Source organism: Kitasatospora sp. NPDC127060 (assembly GCF_042724935.1).
GTDB lineage: Bacteria > Actinomycetota > Actinomycetes > Streptomycetales > Streptomycetaceae > Kitasatospora.
In genome coordinates, this window is the sequence record NZ_JBHXEG010000024.1 from 34,730 (window position 1) to 48,642 (window position 13,913).

The following is a 13,913-nucleotide window of genomic DNA, read 5'->3' on the forward strand; positions in this document are numbered from 1 at the left end:
GGCGTCGGGGAGCAGGCTGCTGCGGACGTAGACGGCGTCGGGGGCGATAGCTACCTCCGGGCAGTTGCTCGCATTGGAGCATGCGCTGGGCCGGATCCAGTTGGGGTTCTCCATCGGCTATATCTCCTTCTTGATCTTCGCGATCAGATCGCGGGAGCCCTCGACCGAGAGAGACCTGTCGGCCATCTGCTCGACGACCGAGCGGTACTCCTCCAGATGTTCGGCCCGGTGGAGGAAGATCGGACCCTCCATGGAGTCATAACTCACGGTGTCGAGCCGGGGGACTGGCCCGTTCGCGTAGTTGATGGCCTGGCCGGGCCCCTTGAAGCCTCCAGCGGCGAAGCTGATCACTCGAAGCGTGACATGTGGCAGCTGGGACAACTCCACCATCCAGTCCAGCTGTTCCCGTGCCACGTCGCGGCCGCCGAACTGCATGCGGAGGGCTGCCTCGTGGACGATCGCCGTGTAGGGATGGGTGCCCTTCGCCATCAGCATCTCTGAGCGCCGCATCCGCTGCTCGACACGCGTTTCCACGACGCGCGGAGTCAGTCGGACCTGGTTGTCCTGGAAGATCGCCCGGCTGTATCGCTCCGACTGCATGGGGCCTGGCGGGTGGCAGATTTGGTAGGAGTACATGCCCTGCGCGTGGTGCTCGAACTCGCAGATGTCGAGGAAGCCCTGCGGCACGAAGCCCCGGTATTCGTCCCACCAGCCCTTGCGTCGGTCCTCGGCCATGGCTGCAAGGGCATCGATGTATGCGGAGTCGGTCTCGCCGAACGCTTCGGCCAGTGTCCGGACCCGCTCGGCCGTGATGGGGTAGTGCCCCTTCTCGACCTGAGTGATCTTCGTCCGGTCCAGGCCGAAGACTGCAGCGGCTTGCGCAGTTGTTCGGCGGGCGCTGTCGCGCATCTTCCGCAGCTCGATGCCCAACCGTTCCTGCCGGGCTGTTGGGGTGGTCCGTGGTGGCATGGCCCAAGCATCTACGTCGACTCGTGATCAGTCCAGCGACGACCGGTGGACCATGTTTCGTGATCCGGTGGCACATGTGAGTGGCGATGCCCTGCAGTCTGTGATGCACCGATCACCGAACGGATCGTCAATAACGCCGCTCGGGCACCGAAGAACACCCATGTCCAGTGGGCTTGTTCACGGCGACGCATCCGCCGATCTCACCCGTTCCCCTCTGGGAGATCCCTGTGCGCAACCTCAACTCCCCCTCCCTCGGCCTCTCCCGCGACACCCTCCGGGACGCCCTCGACGGCTGGCCCCCGTCCCTCATCGCCGATGCCCAGCTCGCCCTCGTCGAACTGATCGTCAATGCCTGGCACCACGGTGACACCCCCGCCCCGGTCGTCGTCATCCTCCTCCGCGACCGCACCCTCCGCGTCGGCGTCTCCGACCGTTCCTCCGCCCTCCCCGAGCAGCGTTCGCACGACCTCCTCTCCGAGTCCGGCCGCGGCCTCCGGCTCGTCGCCGGCCTCACCCACCGCTGGGACGTCAGTCCCCAAAAGCTGGGCAAAACCGTCTGGTTCGAGCTGGACGGTGCCGCATGAGCGCCCACCACCCGATCCACCCCGCCGATCCGGCCCTGCTCCACCTCGCCGGCCGCCAGCTCACCGAGCTGATCATCGAACTCCGCACCGAGGGCCGCGAGTTCGGCCTCCTCTGGCCCTCCGCCCATGCTGGCGAGACCAACCTCAGCGGCCGCCGGCTCGTCAACTTCGGCAACGTCCCGGCGAGCACCCTCATCAACCTCCTCGCGCTGCTGCGCGAGTACAAGCGCAACCGCGACGGCGACCACCACCGATGCTCGGACTCCTGATCCTCAACCTCATCGCCGCCCTCTTCGGCGGTCTCTGTGAAACCCGCTCCTCCCGCTTTCGGCGGAAACCGATGGAAGCGCAACCCGCCTCCGGCGGCCCCCGTCACCGGTGAGCAACTCCCACTCGTGCGTAGGAAGTCGGTCCGTTCGACTTCCTACGTACACCCTGCCCGCCCCAGCTCTGCCTGCGAGATCCATAAACACTCATGCGACCGAAGTGGCGCAACGCGATCCTTGCTGCACAACGGACTTGACGTTGTCATCGCGCCGTTGAAAGAGTCGTCGATCGCGCGAACTCCATTGCTAAATAAGCGAGTTCGATGCTAATTCATCGACAGCGGGGAGATGTCTCATGTTCAACAGGAAGATTCCCGTCGCAGCCGTGGCAGTGGCCGCCGCAGGCGTCCTCGGCACCGCAACCACCGCTTCCGCGGCGACCACGGTGTACGACACCAAGACGATCGTCGTGAAGAACGCCAGCGTAGGGACGACCTGCACCTCCCGGACCATCACCCTGGCCGCGGGCTCGTACGGCTGGGGCTGGTACGACATAGCCCCCACGGTGAACACCACCGTCAAGCTCGCCGCGGGCACCTACACCTGGTCCGACTGCCTGACGATGGGCTTCGACTACGACTACCTGGACTCGAAGCTCCAGCTCAACGGCAGCTCCTCGTCCCCCGCGACGATGCGCGTCAGCCGCTGGCTGTTCGACGGCTCCTACACCTTCGGCAGCTTCCTCAAGCCGAACTTCTAGGCCCCGCGGCACGCCGCCCGCCGCAACGATGCCCCGACCAACGGCGGTTGGTCGGGGCATCGCCTACCGGATCGTCCCGGTCGTCGTCCTGGCCGGCTTCGCGGGTTCCGGAGCCACCGTCATCGCCTCCACCTCGGCGCGGGCTTCGGTCTCCTCGCCCTCATCGTGGCCATCGCCCGTGTCAGTGCCAGCCGCTAACGTCGTATCAGCAAGTCAGAGCATCGCCCGTCGCCTGAGACGAGAACAGGACACCCGCGCCATGACCACCCCCGTCAAGGGCCCCGTCAGCTACTTCCCGGCCATCGAGAAGAAGTACGGCCGTCCGGTCGAGGAGTGGAAGGGCCTGATCCGCACCTCGCCGCTCACCAAGCACATGGAGCTCGTCGCCTGGCTCAAGAGCGAGCACGGCCTCGGCCACGGCCATGCCAACGCGCTGGTCGCCCACACCCTCGCCGAGCACCGGGCCGACTGAGCGGCCGCTCCACCCGGCCCTGGCTGGGCTCCGCATCTTTCGTGTGATCCTGCCCCGCGCGGCGGGGTGGCTCGCGGTCGGGCGGGAGCGCGCCGTGTGACTGACCGCACGCTTCCGGGTACGGCGGCCTGCCGCGGTGGTGTCTCACCGCCGGGGCAGGCCGCCGTCTGTGAGGGGGGTGCTGTCAGTCGGCCGGCGGCTGCGCGGTCTCCGAAAAGGGGTTGTGCGGAGGCCCTGAACCGCTGACGATCATCGGATGAGCACAGTGATCAGACGCGTCCGGACCGAGGAATGGGAGCAGGTCAAGGAGATCCGCCTCGCCGCGCTGCAGGACCCGGCGGCGAGCATCGCCTTCCTGGACACCTACGAGAGTGCCGCCGCCAGGCCCGACGGGTTCTGGCAGGAGCGCGCCGCCGGAGCCGCCGAGGGCGACGTGGTGCACCAGCTCGTCGCGGAGGCCGCGGACGGCCGCTGGCTCGGCACCATGACCGTGCTGGTCGAGCGGCCCGGCGGGGACGGCGCCCTCGGTGGCGACGTCATCACCGTCCCGCAGACCCATATCGTCGGCGTCTATGTCCGCCCCGAGGCGCGCGGCACCGGGCTGGCGCACGAGCTGATCCGGGCCGCCCAGGAGTGCTCCTGGTCGCTCACCGAGCCCCGGATCGAGCGGGTCCGCCTGTTCGTCCACGAGTCCAACGCCCGCGCCGAGGCGATGTACCTGCGGGCCGGCTTCCGGCGCTCCGGAGTGTCCGTGCCGGTGCCGGGCGACGAGACCCACCGGGAGATCGAGCTGGCGGTCGAGCGGGGCTGACCCCCGCGCCGCCCGACCCGGCCGGTCAGCGGAAATCCTCCACGTGCTCCCGCACCCACGAGCGGAAGCTGCGGGCCGGGCGGCCGAGCACCCGCTCCACCGTGTCGGTCACCCGTTCCGGCTCGCGGGTGAACGACTCCCAGGCCCGCAGCCGGGCTGCCACGAAGGCTGGGTTCCCCCAGGCCGCCGTCAGCTGCTCGCGGGCCGCCTCCGGGGCCAGCTCCTCCCAGCTCACCTCGGTGCCAAGTTCCTCGCCGATGATCCGCACCAGTTCGGCGTGGGCGATCGACTCGGGCCCGGTGACCAGGTACTTGCCGCCGTGGTGCCCGGCCTCGGTGAGTGCCCGGACCGCCACCTCCGCGATGTCCCGCTCGTGGACCAGCGAGCGCCGGGCCCGTCCGTACGGCCAGCGGACGACGCCCGTGCGGACCTGGTCGGCCCAGCCGAGCGCGTTGCCCGCGAAGTCGATCGCCCGCACGAAGGTCCACTCCAGGCCGGACCGGCGGATCAGCCGCTCGATCTCCTGATGGAAGCTCACGGCCGGCTCCCCGTCCGCGAGGTCCGGCACGTCCGTCGACAGGTAGACGACCCGCTTCGCGTGCTCGGCGATCAGCTCCACCACCCGGGGCCGGACCGGGATCCCGGGCCACATCAGGTAGACGGCCTCCACCCCGCCGCCCAGCGCGGCCGACAGGCTCTCCGGCTCCGCCAGATCACCCCGGACGACCTCCACCCCCGCCGGCAGCGGGACCGTGGCGCCGTCCCGCACCAACGCCCGCACCTCGTGCCCGCCTTCGGCCGACGCGGCCACAACCTGCCGGCCCACACTGCCGTTCGCGCCGATCACCAGAATCTTGGTCATGCCCGCCCCAACGCGATCCCGTCCCGGCCTATGCCCCCCGTGCCTGCCCAGGCCGCTGCACGGGAGGTCGGACCGGCCGACTTTTCGTGCACAGGGCCAGGCCTGGCGTATGCCTGACTCCGTATCCGACTTCGTATTCGACTTCGTTCGACTTCGTGTCCGCCGTCGGCTGCGACCTGTTGCCGTGCGAGGCGGAGGACGATGACCCCGTGCACCCCGGCGCCGAACATGCCGGCGCCGAACATGCCGGCGCCGAACATGCCGGCGCCGAACATGCCGGCGCCGAACATGTCGGTGCTGAACAGGGGGGCGCCGTGGCCGGGTTGGCCGGGCCGGTCGAGCACGCCGACCCGGGGGCGGTCCTCACGCTCCGACCGCCCGGTGCCCGGTGCCCGGTGCCCGTCAACCGGACGGCGAGCCCGCCGCTCCCGTCAGCGGTCAACCACCCACCCGCACCACGTACTTGCCGGTGGCCCGGCCCTCCTGCATCGCGTCGTGGGCGGCCGGGATGGCCTCCAGGCCGGGTAGTTCGGTGAGTGGCACGGTGAGGCCATGGTCGGCCTGGAGGTCGAGGGTGGTGCGGATGGCGCGGGCGAGGCGGTCTGGGGCGGTGGCGGCGAAGGCGCGGTGGCTGTACCCGGTGACGGAGAGGTTGCCGCCCATCAGTCGGCCGAGCGTGGGCAGGTCGCTGACCTCGCCGCCGCCCGCGTTGCCGAACAGGACGATCCGGCCGCCGGGTGCGGCGACGGTGAGGTCGAGGTCCAGGGCAGCGGTGCCGAGCGGGTCGAGGACGAGGTCGACGCCCCGGCCGTCGGTGGCGGCGCGGACGGCGTCGGCGAGCTTCTCGTCGCGGGCGAAGGCGTGGTGGTAGCCGAGGTCGACGGCGGCCGCGGCCTTCTCCGGGCGGCCGACGGTGCCGATCAGGGTGCCTCCGCCGCCGAGCAGCGGGACGAGTTGGGCGATCGCGCTGCCGATGCCGCCGCCGGCCGAGTGGACCAGGACGTTGTCCCCGGCGGTCAGCCGGCCCGCGTCGGTCAGCAGCAGGACGGCGGTGGCCAGGCCGAGCGGGGCGGCGGCAGCGGCGCTGAGCGCCAGCCCGTCCGGGACGGGGACGGTCAGCGCGGCGTCGGCGAGCACGACGTCGGCCAGTCCGCCGCCGACCGGTGCGGCCGCCACCCGGTCGCCCACGGCGAGCCCGGTGACGCCCTCGCCGAGCGCCCGGACCGTACCGGAGACCTCCTTGCCCGGTCGGTGGGGCCACTCGGCGGTGTACCCGCCGTCGCCCCGGCGGGTCATCACGTCCACGAAGTTCAGTCCGGCCCAGGCGACGTCGATCGCCACCTGGCCGGGGCCGGGGTGCGGCGCATCGATCTGCTGGATCTCTGAGTTCTCGGCTCCACCGGGTGCGGTCATCACCAGTGCGCGCATGTCGGGCCCCCTCGACTACGATGTTCGACGAACGACGAAACTGCTGGGGCACAGTGGTACCACCGCGTTTCGTCATTTGTCGAACATCGCAGATCAGAGGAGGTCTGAACATGCCCCGCAGTACCCGCCGCCGACCGGCCCTCGCCCATCCCGCGGCCGAGGAGATCGACTTGTACGACGTCCTGCACGCGCTCTCCGACCCCACCCGGATGACCATCGTCCGGGTTCTGCGCACGGAGTCCGAGCGTGCCTGCGGGGCCTTCCCGGTGGACGTCGCGCCCTCCACCCTCAGTCACCACTTCAAGGTGCTGCGCGAGGCCGGGGTGATCAGCCAGCGCGAGGAGGCCAACCGCCGGTTCTCGGTGCTGCGGACGGTCGACCTGGAGCGGCGCTTCCCCGGCCTGCTGGACACCGTCCTCGCCGCCCTCGCCCGCAACGAGCCCGAGTCCGCGAGCGGGCCCGAGTCTCTCGACGAGCCCGAGCACGTCGACGGGCCGGGCGCCGAACCGGCCTGGCACGGCTAGGAGTTACGCGCCGATCCCACGGTGCCGCCGGTGGTACGAGACGGTGACCGCGGCCAGCAGCGGGCCCCAGGCGACCGCGGGCAGGTAGAGGAAGCCGACCAGCAGGTGCCCGAGCGGGGTCATGTTCGGGTGCGACACCGCCCACCAGGCGAGGAACGGCGTCCAGAGCACCGTCAGTCCGGCCGCGCCCAGCGAGGCCGCCAGTACGACCCGGCGCGGGTTCACCGGCCGCCCGCCGAGGAACGGGACCCAGCGCGGCGGCACCGTGCCCCAGGGGCGGACCAGGCCGAGGGTGAGCAGCGCCAGCGCCTCGGTGAGCACGCTCAGGGTGAGCGGCCACACCGCGTCCCAGCCGGTGAAGCCCACCGCGTGGTAGCCCGCGTCGGTGTAGCCGCCGTGTCGGCCGAGGACCAGTCCGACTCGCCACAGCCCGGTCGGCAGGGCGGTGACCGCGGCCAGGTGGGCGGCGCGGACGGCCCAGCGGGGCGGGGCGGGCACGGCGGGTGCGGCAGTGGCGGGCGACGTCGTCATGGCTCCACCCTCCCCGGCGGACCGCAGTCCCCGCGTCCGCCCGGCGACGGGCATGCGGCGGACCCCTCCCCCTGGCGGGGGAGGGGCGTCTCGGTCCCGCTGCGCAGCGGGACCCGGAGGCTCAGCGCAGCCGTGAGGAGGACAGGATCGACGCCAGGTGCGCCACCACCATCCCCCAGGTGATCACCGCGATCCCGGCGAGCGTCCACCGGGTCGCGTCCAGGTCGTGCAGCCCGGTGTCCACCGCGGCCGCCGCCAGCAGCACCAGCGAGGCCTCGATGCCGTTGGTCACCCGGTGGATCTTGAAGATCGAGGCGAACCGGCGGGCCGTCGCGATGCCCTGGGAGCGCGGCTGGGTCGACTCCTCGTCCGCCGGCGGCTGTCCGCTGCGGGCGCGGGCCACGTCCACCAGGTCCGTCGAGGCCTTGAGCAGCACCACGCCCAGCGCGGCCGCCAGGCCCGCCGAAACCCATAGCTCGGAGCCCCCGCGCGCGGCCCGCACACCCGCGCCGACCATCAGCGCGGCGTCCGCGAGGTAGGCGCCGAGCCGGTCCACGTACACCCCGGCCATGCTGAACCGGCGCTTCCAGCGCGCCACTTCGCCGTCCACGCAGTCGAACAGCAGGAACAGCTGGAACAGCACCGCCGCGAGCACCGCGCCGGTCAGGCCGGGGATCAGCAGGGCCGCGCCGCCGCCGACCCCGCAGACCACCATCACCCAGGTCAGGGTGTTCGGTGAGACCGAGGTGCGGACCAGCTGCCGGGTGGTCCGCAGTGAGATCGCCCGCATGTAGAGCCGGCCCGCCCAGTGCTCACCGTTGCGGCTCTGCAGCTTGGCCTGCGGCTGGCACACCTCGCGCAGCTCGGCGAGCGCCGGAGCAGCCACCATGACGACATCCCTCCACCCGTCCCGAAACGGGACCCGAAACGATCACCACAGGCTACGGCCTACGGAGGGGGCGCCGGACCAGCCGGTACGACCCCTGCGGCAGTCGCCGTGGTGCGGCCTCCACGAAGCGGCCGAGGTGTCCGCCGGCGCCGACCGTCGGCCCCCGGTCGTCCCGGAGCTTCCCCCCGCGTCACTCCCGGGCGACGGGGCTACACCGCCAGCGCGGTCGCCGGAACCTGACCGGTGCCCCGGTACAGCCAGGCCCGCTCGGTCGCCGACCACACGCTCGTCGTCACCAGGTAGAGCGCGGCGGCCACCGGCACCAGCAGCGCGAACAGCACCGAGGCGAAGGACAGGTAGGGCATCAGCGACGACCCCGGCTGCGGGGTGGTCTGCGCCGCCGCCGCCCGCCGGGCCCGGCGGTAGTTGACGTACCCCACGGCCGCCAGCCCGGCCTCCAGCACCGCGAACACCGCGAACTGCCCGGCGCCGTGCGCGTTCCCGACGTGCAGGCCCAGCGGCACCCCGAACAGGGTGTGGTCCAGCAGGTCGTTCGGGGTGGTGAACAGCCGGTACATCACCGAGAAGAACGGGATCTGGACCAGCATCGGCAGGCAGCCGGCGAACGGCGAGACCTGCTCCTTCCGGTACAGCTCGGCGAGCGCCTCCCGGGCCTTCTCCGGGTTGTTCTTGTGCTTCTTGTTCAGCTCGGCGACCTTCGGCGCCAGCTTGGAACGGGCCTTCTCGCCGCGTGCCGCCGCCCGTGCCAGCGGGTGGAGGCAGAGCCGGACGGCGAGGACGAACAGGACGATCGCGAGTGCGGTCGGCAGGACGTGGGCGATCGCGGAGACCAGGCCGTGGGCGACGGTGACGGCCGGGTCGAGAACGGACAGAACGGACATGGTGAAGCGAGCCCTCCGGGGTCTCAGAACATGAGTGGTCGGCGGAGGACGGCCGCGAAAGGTCGTACGGGGAACCCGGGGGAAGCACGGGGCCGTGGCGAGCACGGGAGGACCGTGGACGCACGGGAGTCGTACGGAGGAAGTGCGGGACTACGCGGCCGCCGGGGCCGCCCCCGGCGCCCTGGGGCGTCGCCTGCCCCGGGCGTCCGGATCACGCTGCGGAAGGAACGCCGTACGGAACGCCCGGCGTCGCAGCACTCCGCTGCGCACCGCCGCCGGGGCCCGCGCCCCGAGCAGTCGCCGGCCGGTGAAGGCCCCCGCGACCGCGCCGGCCACCAGGACCACGGCCGCCATGGCGGCGACGGACGCCAGGGCGCCGCCGTCGGTCACCAGCTGTCCGGTCAGCACCCGGAGCAGGCCGAGCAGCATCGCCACGACACCCACGGCGACCCCCCTCTCGGTGTGTTCCCGGTTTCCTGACGTCGGAACGTCCGGACGTTTCGTGTGCCCGGCACTCGCATGCCCGGACGTCATGTGCCCGGACGTCATATGCCCGGACGTTCGGAAGCCCGGACGCCCAGCACGACGATCGTACGGCCCGGCGGGTTCCCGGAGTACCGCCCCGGGCGTAGCCACCGGTGCTACACGGGGCTACCGTGGAGGCATGAAGACGATTACCCAGCGGGAGTTCCGGAACAACTCCGCCGCGGTGATGGACGCGGTCGAGGCCGGGGAGACCTTCCACATCACCAGGAACGGGGTCGAGGTGGCGGAGCTGCGACCGGTGTCCGGGCGGCGGCGGCTCACCGCGGAGGAACTGGTGGCCCGGCACGTGAAGCTGCCGCGGGTCGACTACCAGCAAATGCGCAAGGAGGCCGAGGAGTACTTCGGCCCCGACGAACTGCTGGGCGACGACGGCGACGACCCGTTCGAGCGGCGGCGTGGCTGAGCGCCGGAGAGCACCCCGGCGGCGGCCGGCCGGAGTGCTGGACACCTGCGTCTACATCGACCTCGCCCTGCTCAACCCCGGCGACCTGCCCGCGGTGCCGGAGCTGACCGCGATCACCTTCGCCGAACTCCAGCAGGGCGTCTCGATGGCGCGCGACCCGATCAGCCGGGCGGCCCGGCTGGAGGTGCTGGGCGCGGCGATGGCCGACTTCGACCCGCTGCCCTTCGACGCGGCCGCCGCCGCCCGCTACGGCACCCTCGTCACCCTGACCATCGCCGCCGGACGGCAGCCGCGCCCGCGCCGGATCGACCTGATGATCGCCGCCGTCGCCTCCGCCCACGGGCTGCCGCTGTACACCCGCAACGTGGCCGACTTCCGGGGCCTGGGCTCGGCGGTGGAGGTCATCGGGATCTGAGGCGCCCCAGGGGGAGCCCGCCCCCGGGAGCTCACCCGGCGGCGCTCGGGCCGGCGGCGCTCAGGCCGGCCGGACCGTCGTCCCGGTGGCCGCCGAGGCGCGGGCGGCCTCCAGCACGGCGAGGGTGGCCACCGCGTCGCGCGGGTCGACCGGGGGCGGGGCGCCGGGGGAGGCCAGGGCGGCGGCGATGCCCGCGTAGTAGGCGGGGTAGTCGCCCGGGTCGGTGGGCAGGGAGATCGCGGACTCGTCGGTGCCCAGGGTGCCGTAGTGCGCGGGCAGGTCGGCGCCCCACGGGTGGGCGCCGTCCGGGCGGCGGCCCGCCCGCAGCTCGCCCTCCTGCGGGTCCATGCCGTGCTTGACGTAGCCGGCGGCGTCGCCGAGCACCCGCAGCCGGGGGCCGATCAGCGGGGTGATCGCGCTGGTCCAGAGGTGCGAGCGGGTGCCGGAGGCGTGGGTCAGTGCGAGGAAGGCGTCGTCGTCCACCACCGCGCCGTCGCGCCGCACGTCGATCTCCGCGTACACCGTCTCGACCGGCCCGAACAGGGTGAGCGCCTGGTCGACCAGGTGGCTGCCCAGGTCGTACAGGGTGCCGCCGACCTCGGCCGGGTCGGCGAGCTCGCGCCAGCCCGGCTTGGGCTTGGGGCGGAAGCGCTCGAAGCGGGACTCGAAGCGGTGCACCCGGCCGAGCGCGCCGCCGCGCACCAGCCGGCTCGCGGTGAGGAAGTCGCCGTCCCAGCGCCGGTTCTGGAACACGGACAGCAGCACGCCCCGCTCCTCGGCGAGCCGGCACAGCTCCAGCGCCTCGGCGGCGGTCGCGGCCAGCGGCTTGTCCACGACCGTGGCCAGGCCCGCCCGCAGGGCGGCGCGGGCGAGCGGGGCGTGGGTGCGGTTCGGCGAGGCGATGACGACCAGGTCCAGCCCGTCCGGGTCGGCGAGCAACTGCTCCGGGGTGTCGACGGCCCGGGCGTCCGGGTGCTCACGCCGCAGCTGCTCCCGGCGCTCCGGGTTGGCGGTGACCACGGCGTCCAGCCGCAGCCCCGGGGTGGTCGCGATGAGCGGGGCGTGGAAGGCGGAGCCGGCCAGGCCGTAGCCGATCAGTCCGACGCGCAGCGGGCGGTCGTGCGGGGAGCGGGGGGTCTGCGGGTTCATGCCGCCCACTCAATCACGAGGCGCCCGGTTGCTCCCGGTTTCCGCCGGCCGGCCGTCGCATCCCGCGCAGCGGGACGTCCTGTCCCCGGCCACCGGCGCCGATTAGGCTGTGCCGCGTCAGGGCCCTCCGCACGACGCTGCAACACTTCAGGAGATACGCACGTGGCAGACCGCAAGCCCATCGAGTCCTGGCTGACCGACATGGACGGTGTCCTCATCCACGAGGGCACGCCGATCCCCGGCGCGGAGGAGTTCCTGCGCAGGTTGCGGGAGTCCGGCAAGCCCTTCCTCGTCCTCACCAACAACTCCATCTACACCCCGCGCGACCTCAGCGCCCGACTGGCCGGGATGGGCCTGGAGGTGCCGGAGGAGTGCATCTGGACCTCGGCCCTGGCCACCGCCAAGTTCCTCAAGAGCCAGCGCCCGAACGGCACCGCGTACGTGATCGGCGAGGCCGGCCTCACCACCGCGCTCTACCAGGCCGGTTACGTGCTGACCGACAACAACCCGGACTACGTCGTCCTCGGCGAGACCCGCACCTACTCCTTCGAGGCGCTCACCAAGGCGATCCGCCTGATCAACCAGGGCGCCCGGTTCATCTGCACCAACCCGGACGAGACCGGCCCCTCCCCCGAGGGCGTGCTGCCGGCCACCGGCTCGGTCGCGGCCCTGATCACCAAGGCCACCGGCGTCGATCCGTACTTCGTCGGCAAGCCCAACCCGCTGATGATGCGCGAGGCCCTGAACACCGCCGGCGCCCACTCGGAGACCGCAGTGATGATCGGCGACCGGATGGACACCGACATCGTCGCGGGCATGGAGGCCGGCATGGAGACCATCCTGGTGCTCACCGGTCTGACCTCCGCCACCGACGTGGAGCGCTTCCCGTACCGGCCGACGCGGGTGGTCAAGTCGATCGCGGACCTGGTCGAGCTGGTCTAGCCTCTGCGGTGCAGTCGCGAGCCCCGTCCTGGCCGAGCGCCGGGGCGGGGCTCGTTCGGTACGCGTGGGGAGGGCCGGGCGGATGAGCACGACGGGGGAAGCGGCTAGAGCGGCCGCGGGCGGGGCGGAGGGGCTCGCGGAGAAGCGGGTCACCTGGGCGGAGCTCTACTTCGACCTGGTCTTCGTCTTCGCGATCACCCAGGTCTCCGGGCTGCTGCACCACCAGCACGACCTCACCGGACTGGCCCGGGCGCTGGTGGTGTTCGTGCCGGTGTACTGGTGCTGGGTCGGCACCACCGTGCAGGCCAACATCCGGGACGTCGACAACCTGCGCGACCGCCTGGGCATCCTGCTGGTCGGACTGACCGGCCTGTTCATGGCGCTCGCCGTCCCGGCCTCGTACGGGAGCCGGGGCGTGCTGCTCGGCGCCGCGTACTGGTCGGCCCGGGTGGTGCTGCTGCTCATGCTGCTGCGCGTCCCGGGCGTGTGGCGCGGCCCGTACGGCGCGGGCGTGCTGGTCAGCGGGCCGCTGCTGCTGGTCGGCGGACTGCTGCCGGACGGGCCGCGGCTGGCACTCTGGGCGACGGCCGCGCTCTGCGACCTGTCCGCGCCACTGGTCTTCCGGCGACGGCTCGCGGACGTGGCGTACCACCCCTCGCACATGCCGGAGCGGTTCGCGCTGTTCCTGCTGGTCGCGATCGGCGAGTCGATCGTCGGGATCGGCGGCCCGGCCGCCGCGGCCAGGCTGGACGCGCCCGAACTGGTCGCCGTGGCCGCCGCGTTCACCATCTCGGCCGGGCTGTGGTGGCAGTACTTCGTCTACGCGGCGGACGCCATGCGGCACGCCGTGGAGGTCGCCGACTCGCGGCGGGACGTGATCCGGCGGATCTTCCAGTACGGGCACCTGGCGCTGGCGGCCGGGGTGATCGGGGTGGCGGTCGGTTTCGAGGAGACGGTCGCCGACCCGTGGCGGGCGCTCGGCGCCGGGTCGGTCGCGCTGCTGTACGGCGGGTGCGGGCTGTACCTGCTGACCTTCGGGTACACCCGCTGGATGATGTTCCGCCGGGTGTCCACGACCCGGATCGTGGCGGCGGTGGTCGTGCTGGGGCTGCTGCCCGCGATGGTGCGGCTGCCGGCGCTGGTGGTGCTGGTGACCCTGGCGGTGCTGCTGGTGGCGCTCAACGGGGTGGAGCACCTGCGGGTGGCGCGGGCCGCTGCGGCTGGTGCTGCTGCGGAAGCCGCTGCCGTTGCCGCTGTGGCTGCGCTGGGTGCTCCGGGCGCCCCCGGCGAGGCCGCTTCCTCCCCGGCCCCCGCCGCCGCCCCCGCCCTCACCTCCTCTTCGGCCCCCGCCTCCCCTTCGGCCCCCGCCGCCCCTTCGGCCCCCGCCGCCCCCGGCGAGGCCGTTCCCGTGGAGTGAGTTGTCGGTGGGGCTGTGTAGCGTTCGGGGTGTAAGAGGGCGG

18 protein-coding genes are annotated in these 13,913 nt (G+C 72.4%); 10 read left to right on the forward strand and 8 right to left on the reverse strand.

Annotation, left to right across the window (positions count from 1 at the left end; all coding sequences use genetic code 11):
* Positions 1-117 precede the first annotated feature (117 nt).
* Positions 118-930 carry a DUF5753 domain-containing protein gene (locus ACFWIS_RS15955; RefSeq protein ID WP_380458640.1) on the reverse strand — a complete coding sequence of 271 codons (813 nt, stop codon included), beginning with the start codon at positions 928-930 and terminating at the stop codon, positions 118-120.
* A 266-nt stretch (positions 931-1,196) separates the two neighbouring features.
* Here ACFWIS_RS15955 and ACFWIS_RS15960 point away from each other — a divergent pair, with 266 nt between their 5' ends.
* From ACFWIS_RS15960 to ACFWIS_RS15980, 5 genes are all read left to right on the forward strand, one after another.
* A complete protein-coding gene (locus ACFWIS_RS15960) occupies positions 1,197-1,553 on the forward strand; it encodes an ATP-binding protein (protein WP_380458638.1) in 357 nt (118 codons plus the stop codon).
* A complete protein-coding gene (locus ACFWIS_RS15965) occupies positions 1,550-1,822 on the forward strand; it encodes a hypothetical protein (protein ID WP_380458636.1) in 273 nt (90 codons plus the stop codon). The genes ACFWIS_RS15960 and ACFWIS_RS15965 overlap by 4 nt, the downstream gene beginning before the upstream one ends.
* 352 nt (positions 1,823-2,174) lie before the next feature.
* Positions 2,175-2,579, forward strand: coding sequence for a hypothetical protein (locus ACFWIS_RS15970; protein ID WP_380458634.1), 405 nt, complete (start codon positions 2,175-2,177; stop codon positions 2,577-2,579).
* Positions 2,580-2,838: 259 nt separating this feature from the next.
* Positions 2,839-3,051 (forward strand): DUF4287 domain-containing protein, encoded by a 213-nt coding sequence (locus tag ACFWIS_RS15975; protein ID WP_380458632.1) that lies wholly within the window; start codon positions 2,839-2,841, stop codon positions 3,049-3,051.
* A gap of 256 nt (positions 3,052-3,307) precedes the next feature.
* A complete protein-coding gene (locus ACFWIS_RS15980; protein ID WP_380458630.1) occupies positions 3,308-3,862 on the forward strand; it encodes a GNAT family N-acetyltransferase in 555 nt (184 codons plus the stop codon).
* Between the two features lie 25 nt (positions 3,863-3,887).
* Here ACFWIS_RS15980 and ACFWIS_RS15985 read toward each other — a convergent pair whose 3' ends face one another.
* Both ACFWIS_RS15985 and ACFWIS_RS15990 read right to left on the reverse strand, forming a co-directional pair.
* Positions 3,888-4,724, reverse strand: coding sequence for an NmrA family NAD(P)-binding protein (locus tag ACFWIS_RS15985; RefSeq protein ID WP_380458628.1), 837 nt, complete (start codon positions 4,722-4,724; stop codon positions 3,888-3,890).
* Positions 4,725-5,162: 438 nt separating this feature from the next.
* Positions 5,163-6,152 (reverse strand): zinc-binding alcohol dehydrogenase family protein, encoded by a 990-nt coding sequence (locus tag ACFWIS_RS15990; protein ID WP_380458626.1) that lies wholly within the window; start codon positions 6,150-6,152, stop codon positions 5,163-5,165.
* Between the two features lie 110 nt (positions 6,153-6,262).
* On the opposite strand from ACFWIS_RS15990, the gene ACFWIS_RS15995 reads away from it, so the two are divergent.
* Positions 6,263-6,676 (forward strand): ArsR/SmtB family transcription factor, encoded by a 414-nt coding sequence (locus ACFWIS_RS15995; RefSeq protein ID WP_380458624.1) that lies wholly within the window; start codon positions 6,263-6,265, stop codon positions 6,674-6,676.
* Positions 6,677-6,679: 3 nt separating this feature from the next.
* Here the strand turns inward: ACFWIS_RS15995 and ACFWIS_RS16000 are convergent, their stop codons facing one another.
* The 4 genes from ACFWIS_RS16000 to ACFWIS_RS16015 form a co-directional block, all read right to left on the reverse strand.
* Complete coding sequence (locus ACFWIS_RS16000) at positions 6,680-7,207, reverse strand: hypothetical protein (protein ID WP_380458622.1); 528 nt, start codon at positions 7,205-7,207, stop codon at positions 6,680-6,682.
* A 121-nt stretch (positions 7,208-7,328) separates the two neighbouring features.
* On the reverse strand, positions 7,329-8,096 hold the full coding sequence (locus ACFWIS_RS16005; protein ID WP_380458620.1) for a CDP-alcohol phosphatidyltransferase family protein: 768 nt from the start codon (positions 8,094-8,096) through the stop codon (positions 7,329-7,331).
* A gap of 209 nt (positions 8,097-8,305) precedes the next feature.
* On the reverse strand, positions 8,306-8,998 hold the full coding sequence (locus tag ACFWIS_RS16010; RefSeq protein WP_380458618.1) for a YidC/Oxa1 family membrane protein insertase: 693 nt from the start codon (positions 8,996-8,998) through the stop codon (positions 8,306-8,308).
* Between the two features lie 150 nt (positions 8,999-9,148).
* Positions 9,149-9,442: a DUF6412 domain-containing protein gene (locus ACFWIS_RS16015; RefSeq protein WP_380458616.1), complete on the reverse strand. Its 294-nt coding sequence runs from the start codon at positions 9,440-9,442 to the stop codon at positions 9,149-9,151.
* Between the two features lie 220 nt (positions 9,443-9,662).
* Between ACFWIS_RS16015 and ACFWIS_RS16020 the strand changes: the two genes are divergently transcribed.
* The gene (locus ACFWIS_RS16020; RefSeq protein WP_380458614.1) at positions 9,663-9,947 is read left to right on the forward strand and encodes a type II toxin-antitoxin system Phd/YefM family antitoxin; all 285 of its coding nucleotides are present in this window, start codon (positions 9,663-9,665) and stop codon (positions 9,945-9,947) included.
* On the forward strand, positions 9,940-10,362 hold the full coding sequence (locus tag ACFWIS_RS16025; RefSeq protein WP_380458613.1) for a type II toxin-antitoxin system VapC family toxin: 423 nt from the start codon (positions 9,940-9,942) through the stop codon (positions 10,360-10,362). Before ACFWIS_RS16020 ends, ACFWIS_RS16025 begins: the two co-directional genes overlap by 8 nt.
* A gap of 60 nt (positions 10,363-10,422) precedes the next feature.
* Here ACFWIS_RS16025 and ACFWIS_RS16030 read toward each other — a convergent pair whose 3' ends face one another.
* Positions 10,423-11,511: a Gfo/Idh/MocA family oxidoreductase gene (locus ACFWIS_RS16030; RefSeq protein WP_380458611.1), complete on the reverse strand. Its 1,089-nt coding sequence runs from the start codon at positions 11,509-11,511 to the stop codon at positions 10,423-10,425.
* A 162-nt stretch (positions 11,512-11,673) separates the two neighbouring features.
* Between ACFWIS_RS16030 and ACFWIS_RS16035 the strand changes: the two genes are divergently transcribed.
* Positions 11,674-12,453, forward strand: a complete 780-nt coding sequence (locus tag ACFWIS_RS16035; protein ID WP_380458609.1) for an HAD-IIA family hydrolase — start codon at positions 11,674-11,676, stop codon at positions 12,451-12,453.
* Between the two features lie 82 nt (positions 12,454-12,535).
* Entirely contained in the window at positions 12,536-13,870 is a 1,335-nt protein-coding gene (locus ACFWIS_RS16040; RefSeq protein WP_380458608.1) for a low temperature requirement protein A, read from the forward strand.
* Positions 13,871-13,913 lie beyond the last annotated feature (43 nt).

What these genes read in the sequence shown, in the direction of transcription:
- ACFWIS_RS15965 (WP_380458636.1), top strand. Translation starts at nt 1,550, where the DNA reads ATGAGCGCCCACCACCCGATCCACCCCGCCGATCCGGCCCTGCTCCAC.
- ACFWIS_RS15970 (WP_380458634.1), top strand. Translation starts at nt 2,175, where the DNA reads ATGTTCAACAGGAAGATTCCCGTCGCAGCCGTGGCAGTGGCCGCCGCA.
- ACFWIS_RS15975 (WP_380458632.1), top strand. Translation starts at nt 2,839, where the DNA reads ATGACCACCCCCGTCAAGGGCCCCGTCAGCTACTTCCCGGCCATCGAG.
- ACFWIS_RS15980 (WP_380458630.1), top strand. Translation starts at nt 3,308, where the DNA reads ATGAGCACAGTGATCAGACGCGTCCGGACCGAGGAATGGGAGCAGGTC.
- ACFWIS_RS15985 (WP_380458628.1), bottom strand. Translation starts at nt 4,724, where the DNA reads ATGACCAAGATTCTGGTGATCGGCGCGAACGGCAGTGTGGGCCGGCAG.
- ACFWIS_RS15990 (WP_380458626.1), bottom strand. Translation starts at nt 6,152, where the DNA reads ATGCGCGCACTGGTGATGACCGCACCCGGTGGAGCCGAGAACTCAGAG.
- ACFWIS_RS15995 (WP_380458624.1), top strand. Translation starts at nt 6,263, where the DNA reads ATGCCCCGCAGTACCCGCCGCCGACCGGCCCTCGCCCATCCCGCGGCC.
- ACFWIS_RS16000 (WP_380458622.1), bottom strand. Translation starts at nt 7,207, where the DNA reads ATGACGACGTCGCCCGCCACTGCCGCACCCGCCGTGCCCGCCCCGCCC.
- ACFWIS_RS16005 (WP_380458620.1), bottom strand. Translation starts at nt 8,096, where the DNA reads ATGGTGGCTGCTCCGGCGCTCGCCGAGCTGCGCGAGGTGTGCCAGCCG.
- ACFWIS_RS16010 (WP_380458618.1), bottom strand. Translation starts at nt 8,998, where the DNA reads ATGTCCGTTCTGTCCGTTCTCGACCCGGCCGTCACCGTCGCCCACGGC.
- ACFWIS_RS16020 (WP_380458614.1), top strand. Translation starts at nt 9,663, where the DNA reads ATGAAGACGATTACCCAGCGGGAGTTCCGGAACAACTCCGCCGCGGTG.
- ACFWIS_RS16030 (WP_380458611.1), bottom strand. Translation starts at nt 11,511, where the DNA reads ATGAACCCGCAGACCCCCCGCTCCCCGCACGACCGCCCGCTGCGCGTC.
- ACFWIS_RS16040 (WP_380458608.1), top strand. Translation starts at nt 12,536, where the DNA reads ATGAGCACGACGGGGGAAGCGGCTAGAGCGGCCGCGGGCGGGGCGGAG.